Genomic DNA, 12612 nt, shown 5'->3' on the forward strand with positions numbered 1-12612 from the left:
CATTACGCTTGCTCGTAACCTCTCTTTTTAATCATTTATTATGCACGAATGGCTTCTTCAATTGGCATCTCTTTTTTTACCGTTACTTTCATTTCAGCTAACGTATAAAGTTCTAGTAAATCCTGCTTCGTCAGCTCTGGTAAAATGGAACTCAAATCACGAAGTAACACATTCTTTCTTCTGCTATATTCAATATCATTTTGCGGTGTTGGTACATCACTCATAATATTTAATAATAAATCGTCTGCAGAAATTTTTAAAGCTTGGCTTAATCGAACAATCCATTTCGCTGAAGGAATGCTCTCACCAACCTCCCAACTTTTAATACGACTCGCTGACGTGCCGATTTCTTTTGCCAAAGACAACATTGAGTGATTGCTAAGCTCCCTTAGTAACTTTAACTGCTCACCAAAAGCATATTGATCAAACATCATTACTCCCCTCTCTTTCCAGAGTTTCTATTTTTAGAAATAGACGTTGCAGAATAGAGGCTACGACTTCAATTATTTGATAATGAATGTCCGCTCTCTTTACTTAAAAAATGATTGCCCTATCTACTCTTAACAGAAATTCTCTTAAACTAAACAATTTTTCTTCCTTAAATAGAATTATAATATATTTTTTGAGAAAATCACGCATTTTTCGATAAATTTTTTTATTTTTTTACAATTTATTAAAAAACGGCAGTCTTTCTTTGTGCAAACTTTGCATGAATCCTTCATAATAAATAGAAGGAGGCAGGAAAATGAACAAAAAAATAATAATGGTCATTAGTGTACTTGCTATTATAATTCTTGCAGTTGTCGGCATCTATGTTTTCATACAACAAAAAGATCAAAAAGCACAGGAAAAAGCAGCAACACAATGGACTCAAAACTTCGAAAAGAAGAAATATACAGAGCTTGTAAAACAGGTAACAACAGATTCTTTAAAACAACAAGGTTATACAAAAGATGACTTTGTGAAGAAATATACGAATGTCTTTGGAGGAATTGGTGCAAGTAACATTCAAATTTCAAATATGAAAGTATCTGATCAAAAGTTGAGTTATCAAGCTATATTTGAAACGACTATTGGGAAAACAACGTCTTTTTCATATTCAACAAAACTAATCAAACAAGATGGCACATATCAGATTGATTGGAAAACATCTTTAATCTTTCCAAATATGAAGCCAACTGATCGCATATCATTTCAAACAACCGATGCAATACGTGGTGATTTAGTAGATGTAAATGGTTTTGATTTAGCCACAAATAAAAAGGCTTTTCGCGCAGGTATCATTCCTAAAGAATTAGGGAATAATTCGACACGTACGAAAAGAATCAAAAAGATTGCAACTTTTTTAGATGTTTCAACAGACAGTATCGAACAAAAATTGGCACAAGTATGGGTAAAAGATGACTTATTTGTTCCTATTAAAATAGTAGCCGATGAACATGTTCAAAAAATGGATGGACTACAATATGCTGCAACAACTACACGCTACTACCCTCTTGGTGCAGCAGCAGCTCATTTAATTGGTTACACAGGAACGGTTACAGCAGAAGATATTAAAAAGAATCCAGCTCTTTCTTCTGACGCAATTATTGGAAAAACAGGGCTAGAACGAGCTTACGATAAGGAACTTCGCGGTATAGATGGAGGAAGTATCTCTTTAGTTAATAAAGACGGTAAAGTAAAAGAGGTATTACTTGAGAGTAAGGTAAAGAATGGTGAAAAAATTCGTTTAACAATAGATGCCTTAATGCAAAAACGTGCATACGAAGATTTAGAAAAAGCTACGGGTTCTACTGTCATTATAGAACCACAAAATGGTGCGCTAATGGTATTAGTGTCGAAACCATCATTTGACCCGAATCAGATGGTACGTGGCTTATCGCAAAGAACGTATGACCAATATGCAAATGACCCTAACAGACCGTTCACAAATCGATTTACACAGCGTTATGCGCCTGGCTCAACAATGAAAGCTATTACAGCAGCAATTGGATTTGATGCGGGAACATTAAAACCTAATCGCGTACGTACAATTGATGGGCTACAATGGCAAAAAGATGGTTCTTGGGGAAATTATAAAATTACACGCGTTACAGAGAATCAAAAAGTAGATTATAAAAAAGCGCTCATTTATTCCGATAATATTTTCTTTGCTCAAGAAGGTCTAGAGCTTGGAGAGAATCGATTACGTGCTGGTTTAAAAAAATTTGGTTTTGGACAAGATTTCAATCTACCTTTTGCTATGACACCTGCCCAAATTTCAACGCATAAACAATTCAAGAGTGATATTTTATTAGCTGATACAGCTTATGGACAAGGACAACTACTCATGTCACCTATCCAACAGGCAGTCGCATACAGTGCTTTTGCAAATGACGGAAAAATTGTACAACCACATATTCGAGTGAATGAAAAATCTAAAACTTCTGAAGCAGTATCCAAAAAAGCAGTCGACCAAGTAAATGCAGCTCTTTTACAAGTAGTGAAAGATCCGAATGGTACAGCTCATAACCTCGCTTCACTACAATTACCATTAGCAGCTAAAACAGGAACTGCTGAATTAAAGCTTGAACAAGGTACAGAGGGTATAGAGAATAGCTTCGTATTTGCATTCAATGCCGAAAAAAAGAATTATTTAATTGTATCACTCGTAGAAAATCATAAAAAAAGTGGAAAAACCGCGACACAATTGATTAAAAATCTCGTTCCTGAAGTTGAAAAATCAATTGAAACGAAAAAATAAGGAGTCGATGAACATGAAACCTAAAATGATAGTACTTGATTTAGATGGCACAACATTGAACAATGCCCGTAAAGTAGATCCTGAACTCTCAGATTACTTACAAGCTCTTCGAAAAAAAGGCATTTTAGTATGTATTGCGACAGGGAGAACGATGTATGAAATGCGCTTAGCGATTCCAATTGATTTTGAAGTTGACGGCATTATTAATTCAAATGGAATGAACGTACACTTTGGTGGAAAAGAAATCTATCGCGAATCCATTGAAGCAAAAGCTGTAGAAACACTCGTTGATTTATCACTCGTACACGAAATCCATCATGAAATTCACCATCACGATGGACGTACAACCGCGAAAATTTCTCCTATGCGTGATCGCGCACATGAATTAACCGTACATGGCTATACATCACCCGAATGGACAAAAGATGTTGATACAAAAGATGTTGAAAAGATTCTATTCTTTAAAGAAAATCATGATATATTAGCTGACTTTTTGGGTGAACTACGTATTTTAGAAAAAATCCTACCTTTTACTGCGGCTTTTTCCGCAATTGATTTAATTGATATTAGCGGTCGCCATATTACAAAAGCTACTGGTGTTGCAAAAATTCTAGAAGAAAATCACCTATCTTTCACAGATGTAATTGCTTTTGGAGATGGCGGAAATGATTTACCACTATTCCATAAAGCAGGTCGCTCTGTAGCAATGAAAAATGCGCCTATCTGGGTACAAGAGCAAGCAACAGAAGTAACCGAATATACGAATAACGAACTTGGTCTTTTAAAACATTTGCAAGGCATTTATGGTTTGAACCCATAATAAAATATCCCTATAAGATGACTTTTTCAATGGTCGATCTTATAGGGATTTTTTTAGTATTGTCTAAACAAAACCACTCAATCTGAAATTTTATTTCACGTTTTGTTGCTTTTTTATTTGTATATATAAGAACAGCGCATATGTAAAGGGAATTGCTGCAATGAAATATGTAACTATTTGTAAATATGAAAACCACTTAATTGTTGATAAATCCAGTGCCTTCTCTAAGTGGAATACGATCTCACAACACATTACAATTGATACACATACGATACTCATGATTGATAAACGTTTCAGTTTCTTTTTATTTTCCAATTAGATGGCACCCCTTTCCTTTACAGTTCGAAACTATTCTATGTTATGCTATTTCTAACAGTATATTTCGAAAAGCATTATTTGAAAAGTTTTTTCACTTTTTATAAAGGAGGAATTAAAAATGGAAGCAGTCATTTTTGATTTTGATGGAACAATTGTCGATACAGAAGCATTATGGATTGACGTTTACCAAGAACTTATTCAAGAACGATATGCATATGAAGTACCTTTAGAAGTTTTTCAAGCATGTATCGGTACACAAGATACATCACTTTATGATTACTTAACAACACATGTAGATGCTCATATTACACGTGACGAATTATCACCTTTTGCCGAAAAACGTGTAAATGAACGTTTAGTTGATTTACCTGTGAAGGACGGTATTACAGATTTATTACGTACACTACATGAGCATGGTGTACGTATGGCAATTGCATCAGGTAGTCAACTAAAGTTTATTGCGGAGTTTATTAATAAACATAGCATTGCCCATTATTTTGAAGCGATTCGATGTGCTGATGATGTTGTTCATGTTAAACCACATCCAGAAATTTACGAAGAAGCACTCTTTGTACTTAATTTAGAGCCTGAACAATGCATTGCGATTGAAGACTCTGAGAATGGTGCAAAATCAGCTGTAGCTGCAAAAATTCCTTGTATCGTTGTTCCAAACGATTTAACATCATCAGGGCATTTTCCAGAAGAAGTAACCATTTTATCAACAGTTGAAGAAGCAAAAGAACAGATTTTAGCAATTCACACAAGATAATTATAAAAACTTCGACATACTAAAATGTCGGAGTTTTTTCATTACCATAAGATTGGCTTTGTAACCATTAACCACAGCATAATACAGAGTAAAATAGTATAGATTATCGCGCCTCGTCGTAAATTTCGTATAAACTTTTCTTTTTGAAATTGCGGTGTGTCTAGCGTACGCATCGTTGGCTTAAACGCACGCGTTAAATAAACAACTGATGCCACTAATAAAATCATCGTTGTTAAAATCCACGGTGTATCCCACTTATAAGGACCTAACCACATTGCAAGTAAACCAAAAATGATTAGTACGTGACCTGCATGTTTCACAACAGTGATTCCAGATTGAAAAGCGTGTGCATAGGCACGAAACATATCCATATTTGATGTTTTCTCCATCTTTTTTAATACAGGAAATAGCACAAAGAATGGACCAATCGATAAAATAGCGCTTAATACATGTATATAAATAATTGTTAGATAGAGCATTCACTGAAGAATTGCCGAGACAATTCTGCCCTCCTCTTGTCTTCTGTCATTCCACTTTATTTTCTCAATTTCTAAAGCTTGTGTAAAGCTTCTGCAAATCAATATTCTTTTAGGAGAAAATACGGTATAGTGAAATGAAAGGAAGGGAGCGAGGTCACAATGGGTATTCATAAATTTTTTACAAGCTTAAATGATTTAGAACGTATTATTCGCGCGCCTGGACGCTTCAAATTTGAAGAACATAACGTGGCGGCGCACTCTTGGAAAGTATCTCAATATGCGATGTTCTTTGCTACATTAGAAGAAATGCATGGTGCAACGATTGATTGGAAATCACTTTACGAAAAAACGATCAATCATGACTATGGTGAGATTTTCATTGGTGATATTAAAACACCAGTAAAACACTCATCACCTGAATTAAAAAGTATGATTGCACTAGTTGAAGAAAAAATGGTGGAACATTATATAGAAGAAGAAATTCCAGAAGAATTTCAAGCGACATTTAAACATCGCATGAAGGAAGGTAAGGACGAGACCATTGAAGGTCGTTTACTCGAACTCAGTGACAAGCTCGATCAATTCTATGAGTCATTCGCGGAATTAAAACGCGGTAATAAAGATATTGAATTTGTGAAAATGTATCAAACTGCACTCAAGAAGATTTTAAATCTTCCATTACCAAACAGTGTAGACTATTTTAAAAATACAATGCTAAAAGATGTCATGAAAGAAGATACAACTATTGATATTATCAAGCTTACAGAACAAGCGATTCAAGAAGCACCTTAACTCGAACAAGATGTTTGCATGAATCGTGATTCTAGCGTATATTATTAATACAAGCTGCATTGTTCGTAATAGTATTAAGTTTTAACCTTTAAGCTGTAATAGGGAGTTTTAGATTGAGTAAGGACTGGCAAGCCTCTTAGCTAGGAGGACATACATGAGCGACTCTGCGAACACCCACTTTTAGGAGTGGTGGTTTAAAACTTTCAATATGATCAACTTACGGCAAAGGCGGCTTCTCTATTTTACATTTCAGAGACACTCACTTCGGTGGGTGTCTTTTTTATGTCACTTTTCATTATTTAACAACTGTACTAAAAAAGTTAATACTAAAGATGTACTCTATTATATTTTTCTCTCTATAAGACTTTACTACCCACTTTTTTAAATTTTTTTATTTTCCAGTGACTATAAATAGATTTACGTCACAGTATATTGTATGATATTCAAGGTGAAAAAGCATTGCAAAAATAGGATGAATCCCACTTTTATTTTTAGGTATAAAGTTATATAAAAATTTTATAAATATTAATTTTAAACTTACATATAACTTCTATAGCGTTTATTTTAGAAGATAATTTATCTATGCAAGCTTTTATTTACACGATGTGAACTAATATTCGTTTGTTTTCTTTAATAAATTGCATCAAGGGAATTTATTAAAACTGCTTAAATTTCTATTGAAAAAACATTTTTCTTTTTAGGTATTTAAGGATACATAGCAAACAAATGACGTACAATTTTAAAGTTATTCGATGACACTACAACTTACTAGGAGGAACTTCATATGAAGTGGACAATCAATAGGAAGCTTTTCGGTGGCTTTATCGTAGTATTAGCCATCCTTGTCGCTATCACAACGCTTAGCTTTTACGGGCTAAATAACATTAATAAACAATACACGGAACTTTTAAGTGATAAAGTTCAAAAAACAATGGACGTTAAAGATTTACAAATCAACGTAAAACAAGAAATAACATCTATGCGTGGCTATCTTTTAACTGGCGATCAACAACAATTAAATACAAATCAAAAAGCACAAGATAGCTTCCAAACACTCTATAATAATCTAGAAAGCACTTTTAAAAACCCTGAAGGAAGAAAATTATTAACAGATTTAGGTACAACAGAAAAAGAATTTCGTGATTTTACTGCTGATGCATTTGCATTAAAAGCAGAAAACAAAACAAAAGAATATACACAACTTGTCGCAACTACAGGTCGTGATATTGCAATTAAATTTGATGAGCAAGTAAGTAAATTAATGGACCATCAAAATAAATTGTTACAAATGGACAATAAAACAACTACGGCAAAAGTAAAAACTATCTCAACACAATTAATCATTTTAGGTGTTATTGCGATTCTTTTAGGCATTGGTATTGCGCTATTCATCGGTCGACTAATTGCACGTCCAATTACATATATCGCAAGTGCTTCAAAACGTATTGCAGAAGGCGACTTAAACGGGAAAGATATTGAAATCAAAAATAACGATGAGATTGGGGAATTAGCTACTTCATTCAATATGATGAAAGGTAACTTACGTCGTTTAATTGAACAGGTAAACTTGAATTCTCAACAAGTAGCTTCTGCTTCTGAACAATTAACTGCAAGTGCAGAACAAACAAAACGTGCGACAGAGCAAATTACAGCATCCATTCAAGATGTTGCAAATGGTGCTGAAGAACAAGGTCAAGGCGCAAACGAAAGCTCACTTGCGATGCGCGAAATGGCAATCGGTATTCAACGCGTTGCGGAAACAACTTCAGCTGTATCCGAGTTAGCTATTGAAACAAGTCATGAGGCGTCACGCGGTAATCAATCGATTCAAAAAGTGAGTACACAAATGAACTCAATTAGTTCAGCTGTAGATGATTCTGCAACAGTCATTAAGGATTTAGGTGAACATTCAAAAGAGATTGGCAAGATCATCGAAGTCATTACATCCATTGCAGATCAAACGAACTTACTTGCATTAAACGCTGCCATTGAAGCAGCTCGTGCAGGCGAACATGGGAAAGGTTTTGCAGTTGTAGCGGAAGAAGTTCGTAAACTCGCTGAGCAGTCAAAAGAATCAGCCGATCAAATTACAAAATTAATTCAACGTATCCAGGATTCAACAGACCATGCAGTAAGTGTGATGGAAAAAGGTACAGATGAAGTAAAAGAAGGGTTATCAGTTGTATTAGAAGCAAAAGAAGGCTTCGAAAAAATCCATCAATTAATTGAAGAAGTAACAGTTCAAACGCAAGAAGCTTCAGCAATATCAGAAGAAATGTCTGCAAGTTCAGAAGAAGTCGATGCTTCAATCGAAGAAATCGCTCATATCGCACAAGCTTCAGCAGCAAATATACAAAATGTAGCTTCTGCTTCTGAAGAACAACTTGCTTCAATGGAAGAAATCTCATCTTCTGCTTCAAACTTATCACGTATGGCAGAAGAATTACAAAATCACGTACGCCAATTTAAAGTATAGTTATAGAGAAAAGGAGGAATGCCATTGCATATGGAATTTCTCCTTTTCTCATATTATTTGATTTCCACACACATAAATTGTTCACAATTAATGTGTGAAAATGACGCAACTTCTACTGCTCAATGTAGTCTTAGTAAATGAAGAGAAAGGAGTCTTCATTATGTCATTTATGATCGCGGTAATCGTTGCGATTTTATTATTTGTGCTCTTTTTCAAGATTTTTTTCAAAGTGATTTTCAAACTATTTCTTTATCTAATTATTGCCATTCCGGTTTATTTATATGTCGTCAAACCGTTATGGTATAAATATAGTTACTTACTACAGTAACAGGCACACGTTCACATAACGATGTGTCTTTTTTGTATTATTTTAATATGGCACTTTGTTCCATCATTTTTTCTACTATTACTTCTATTGTCTTTTCTACAATAAGCGTTTGATTGGTTTGCTGTTGTAAAAATCCTTCATCCACCATATGCTTTAGCATTTGAATGAGTCCTTCATAATAACCTGCTATATTCAACAAGGCACATGGCTTATGTAAAATACCAATCGTATTCCATGTAAACACTTCGAAAAATTCTTCCATTGTGCCAATCCCACCTGGAAATACAATAAAACCATCTGCTAAATCCATCATCATCTTTTTACGTTCATGCATACTCTCCACAATATGAAGTTCGGTCAATCCTTCATGTGAAATTTCTTTTTCTTCTAATGATTTTGGCATGACCCCAATGACTTCTCCACCAGCTGCTAGTGTGGCATCTGCAATTGTTCCCATAATCCCTACTTTTGCACCACCATATACGAGCTGAATACCTGCATTTGCTAAATAGGTACCAACCTCTTTCGCGTATACTTCATAAACTGGGTTATTCCCAAAGCGTGAACCGCAAAAAACTGCAATTGATTTCATATGACTGCCTCCTTTTTCTTTTATTATAAAAGAAAATACTTTCAAAGGCTTCAACACCTTCAAAAGTATTTTTTAAACTGTCACAGCTCTTTTAAAGATACTTAGACGTTTTTCTGTATAGTGGAAAATTACTTCTAATAATAAGCAAATCACCCAGTAGACTACTGCCGCGACAAGATACATCTCTAAGAAATTATATCCTTGGTTCGCTAACATTTTTGCAATCGCCATAATCTCAACTACTTTTACTGCAAAGGCGAGCGAAGTCGATTTAATTAAATTCACAAAAATATTCCCCATATTTGGTAATGCCATAATCATCATTTGAGGGAAAACAACGCGTCTTAATCCTTGCCAAGTCGTCATACCTACACTATGACACGCTTCTAATTGCCCTGCTGCAATAGAATTTAAAGAAGCTCTAAAAATCTCCGCTGTATAGGCAGCAGCGTTCATTGAATAGACGATGAATGCATACCATAAAGGTGAAATTTTATCTGGATTCACTTGCCATTCCTGTGCTTCTACAAGAGCAGGAATACCATAGAAAAATACATATAATTGCACTAATAATGGTGTTCCACGAATGAACGAGATAAATACTAATGTCATTTGATTTAAAACAGGCACACGGTATACACGTATAAGTGCCATAAACAGACCGACGAATGAACCAATCACAATCGATACTACGGCAATTAATAAAGTGATGGGTACACCCTTTAATACTTCTGGTATGTGATCAATGGCAAACTCCCAATCAAAAACTGTCATATGCTCCCTCCTCTACGTTTTCGCTACATTCACGCGCCCTTTTTTAAAGCGCTGTTCAATTTGATGGATGATAATTTCAATGATGATACATACGCCCCAATAAATAAGGGAAATGATAATGTACACTTTAAACATACCTAAACCATAATTATTCCCAATAATAAGACGCGCTTGTCCCATAATATCGACTACGCCAATTGTGAAGGCGAGTGACGTATCTTTGAATAAATCAATAATGGTATTTCCGAGGTTTGGAAGTGCCAATACGAAAGCTTGCGGTAAAATAACGCGACGTAACGCTTGTGTATACGTCATACCGATACTATAACAAGCTTCTAATTGTGCTTCTCCGACAGCTAAATAAGCAGAGCGAATCACTTCGGCTAAATAGGCTGAAATATGTAAAGCAAATGTGACTACTGCAAAAATAAATGGCGTAAGGTCATTAATATAAATACCGAAAGCTGACAATAGTTGAGGCACACCAAAATACACTAAAAATAGTTGGACTAATAGTGGTGTACATCTTGAAAATGAGATGAAAAGTGTCATACATTGATGTAAGAAGGGAATACGCTTAATTTGAATAATCGCGATTATTGTTCCAAGTATTAAACCGAGTATTAGTGCGGCAATAAGCATCGCAATTGTAATCGGTAATCGTTCCATAATTTGAGCAAATAGTATTCCCCATTGTTGTGATCCCATTCGATTTCCCCTCCAATCATACGAATAAAAAAACGGAAATGCGCTACACTTCCGTCACGATGTCTCTATTATTTGTTAAACTGGTATTGTTTTTGGTTGATATAATCAACATCTTTGAAGAAATCGACTTCGAACCATTTCTCAGCTAATTTCGATAATGTACCATCTTCTGTTAATTCTTTTGTCGCTTCATTAATATCTTTTTGAATTGCTTCATTTTGTTTGTTATACACGATAAAGACTGGCTCTTTTGATACAATGCCCCCCACTTTTAAATCTTCTAACTTTAATTCTTTTTGTACAGCCTTAAATGTTGAAACATTTAAAAATACTGCATCATATTTGCCATCTGCTAATCCTTTTAAGTTATCCGCATTAGATGGCTGATCGATTGTTTCAATCTCAACTGCTGTTTTTGGATTTTGCTCGTTATAGTTATTTAAAATCGTGCGTAAGCCACCACTTGGAGCCATTGGTGCTAGTTTTTTTCCTTTTAAATCTTCTAACTTCTCAATATTTTTTTCATCTTTTCTTACGATTAATGCTGTCATTGAATAGCCATACTCTGGATTACCATATAAGAACTTCGCTTCACGTTCTGGATTTTTAAAAAACCAGTTAATCGCAAAATCTGATTTCTTTGTACTCAATCCGATTAAGTTACTTTCCTCTGCTCCAAAACGATATTGAAAATCATATTTCCCATCCAACTTCTTCTCTACTGCATTTAAATAATCAATATCATAACCTACAGGATTGTTTTCTTTGTCTGTATATAGGAATGGTGGGTTTACATCATCACTAAGTGCTACTTTTACAATTTGCGCGCCATTTGCAGACTTTGCTTTTTCATCTGATGTACCACATGCAGCAAGTAATCCACCTGCAATACCAATCGTTGCCACTAGTGCTGTTAATTTTTTAAATTTCATGTTCATTCTCCTCTATTAAATAATGTATTCTGGATTTTTTCGTAATCGTTTTAAAAATTGTTGTGTTCGTTCTTTTTGTGGATGTACGATGACTTCCTCTGGTGTTCCTTCTTCTACAATGTGACCACCATCCATAAATACCACATGATTGGATACTTCATGTGCAAAGTCAATCTCATGTGTCACAACAATCATCGTAATACCTTCTGCCGCAATTTGTTTCATCAATTGAAGCACTTCCCCTACCATTTCGGGGTCGAGTGCTGAAGTAGGTTCATCAAATAAGATGACCTCAGGATTAAGTGCTAGAGCTCGTGCAATACCGACACGTTGTTGCTGCCCTCCAGATAAGCTAGAAGGATAAGCATCTCGCTTTTCTTCAAGACCAATTTTATGTAATAAACGCTCTGCAACTTCACGTGCTTCTTGTTTCGACTTTTTCTGTACGACAGTCAAACCTTCCATTATATTTTCAAGTACTGTTTTATTTTGAAACAGATTATAGTTTTGGAAAACCATCGCTGTTTTTTGTCGTAACGCTAAAATATCTTTCTTACTTGGTTTTATCGCATTCACTTTTAAAGTGGAACCAATCTCAATTGTTCCTTCATCTGGCTTCTCTAAGAAATTGATACAGCGTAAAAAAGTCGTCTTCCCTGATCCCGAAGGCCCGATGATTGTTAAAACATCACCCTTTTTCACTTCTAAATCAATTCCTTTTAACACTTCATGCTGTTGGAACTTTTTATAAATACCACTCAACTTAATCACCAAATCACCTACCTTAAAATAAAACTGCTTTTTTTAGAATATAACGACAATTTAACATAATTAATCCTACCTGTAAAGTATGTTTTTAATTTTCATTTTGTAGTATGATA

General features: G+C 34.8%; 13 protein-coding genes and 1 other RNA gene. 7 read left to right on the plus strand and 7 right to left on the minus strand.

Features of this window, described 5'->3' with window-relative positions; translation table 11 throughout:
* Positions 1-38 precede the first annotated feature (38 nt).
* Positions 39-434 carry a helix-turn-helix domain-containing protein gene (locus tag KGI01_RS05260; RefSeq protein ID WP_231726958.1) on the minus strand — a complete coding sequence of 132 codons (396 nt, stop codon included), beginning with the start codon at positions 432-434 and terminating at the stop codon, positions 39-41.
* 311 nt (positions 435-745) lie between these two features.
* On the opposite strand from KGI01_RS05260, the gene pbp4 reads away from it, so the two are divergent.
* From pbp4 to KGI01_RS05275, 3 genes are all read left to right on the plus strand, one after another.
* Positions 746-2743 carry a penicillin-binding protein PBP4(5) gene (pbp4, locus tag KGI01_RS05265; protein WP_141273818.1) on the plus strand — a complete coding sequence of 666 codons (1998 nt, stop codon included), beginning with the start codon at positions 746-748 and terminating at the stop codon, positions 2741-2743.
* A 13-nt stretch (positions 2744-2756) separates the two neighbouring features.
* Entirely contained in the window at positions 2757-3563 is an 807-nt protein-coding gene (locus tag KGI01_RS05270) for a Cof-type HAD-IIB family hydrolase (RefSeq protein ID WP_170214737.1), read from the plus strand.
* Positions 3564-3999: 436 nt separating this feature from the next.
* Positions 4000-4650, plus strand: coding sequence for an HAD family hydrolase (locus KGI01_RS05275; RefSeq protein WP_141273820.1), 651 nt, complete (start codon positions 4000-4002; stop codon positions 4648-4650).
* Positions 4651-4691: 41 nt separating this feature from the next.
* Here KGI01_RS05275 and KGI01_RS05280 read toward each other — a convergent pair whose 3' ends face one another.
* The gene (locus KGI01_RS05280) at positions 4692-5021 is read right to left on the minus strand and encodes a hypothetical protein (protein ID WP_255314739.1); all 330 of its coding nucleotides are present in this window, start codon (positions 5019-5021) and stop codon (positions 4692-4694) included.
* A 267-nt stretch (positions 5022-5288) separates the two neighbouring features.
* Here KGI01_RS05280 and KGI01_RS05285 point away from each other — a divergent pair, with 267 nt between their 5' ends.
* From KGI01_RS05285 to KGI01_RS13820, 4 genes are all read left to right on the plus strand, one after another.
* Positions 5289-5921: an HD domain-containing protein gene (locus KGI01_RS05285; protein ID WP_141273822.1), complete on the plus strand. Its 633-nt coding sequence runs from the start codon at positions 5289-5291 to the stop codon at positions 5919-5921.
* 48 nt (positions 5922-5969) lie between these two features.
* Positions 5970-6160, plus strand: a non-coding RNA gene (gene ssrS / locus KGI01_RS05290) — 6S RNA.
* 545 nt (positions 6161-6705) lie between these two features.
* Positions 6706-8397 carry a methyl-accepting chemotaxis protein gene (locus KGI01_RS05295; RefSeq protein WP_141273823.1) on the plus strand — a complete coding sequence of 564 codons (1692 nt, stop codon included), beginning with the start codon at positions 6706-6708 and terminating at the stop codon, positions 8395-8397.
* A 160-nt stretch (positions 8398-8557) separates the two neighbouring features.
* Positions 8558-8725, plus strand: coding sequence for a hypothetical protein (locus tag KGI01_RS13820; RefSeq protein ID WP_156422380.1), 168 nt, complete (start codon positions 8558-8560; stop codon positions 8723-8725).
* Between the two features lie 37 nt (positions 8726-8762).
* On the opposite strand, the gene KGI01_RS05300 is transcribed toward KGI01_RS13820, so the two are convergent.
* From KGI01_RS05300 to KGI01_RS05320, 5 genes are all read right to left on the minus strand, one after another.
* Entirely contained in the window at positions 8763-9317 is a 555-nt protein-coding gene (locus KGI01_RS05300) for an LOG family protein (RefSeq protein ID WP_141273824.1), read from the minus strand.
* A 72-nt stretch (positions 9318-9389) separates the two neighbouring features.
* Positions 9390-10091 carry an amino acid ABC transporter permease gene (locus tag KGI01_RS05305; protein WP_141273825.1) on the minus strand — a complete coding sequence of 234 codons (702 nt, stop codon included), beginning with the start codon at positions 10089-10091 and terminating at the stop codon, positions 9390-9392.
* Between the two features lie 12 nt (positions 10092-10103).
* Positions 10104-10799 carry an amino acid ABC transporter permease gene (locus KGI01_RS05310; protein WP_068456425.1) on the minus strand — a complete coding sequence of 232 codons (696 nt, stop codon included), beginning with the start codon at positions 10797-10799 and terminating at the stop codon, positions 10104-10106.
* A gap of 68 nt (positions 10800-10867) precedes the next feature.
* Complete coding sequence (locus KGI01_RS05315) at positions 10868-11731, minus strand: transporter substrate-binding domain-containing protein (RefSeq protein WP_087680949.1); 864 nt, start codon at positions 11729-11731, stop codon at positions 10868-10870.
* A gap of 15 nt (positions 11732-11746) precedes the next feature.
* Positions 11747-12502, minus strand: a complete 756-nt coding sequence (locus KGI01_RS05320) for an amino acid ABC transporter ATP-binding protein (RefSeq protein WP_068456438.1) — start codon at positions 12500-12502, stop codon at positions 11747-11749.
* Positions 12503-12612 lie beyond the last annotated feature (110 nt).

It is taken from the genome of Kurthia gibsonii (assembly GCF_006539985.1).
GTDB classification, from domain to species: domain Bacteria; phylum Bacillota; class Bacilli; order Bacillales_A; family Planococcaceae; genus Kurthia; species Kurthia gibsonii.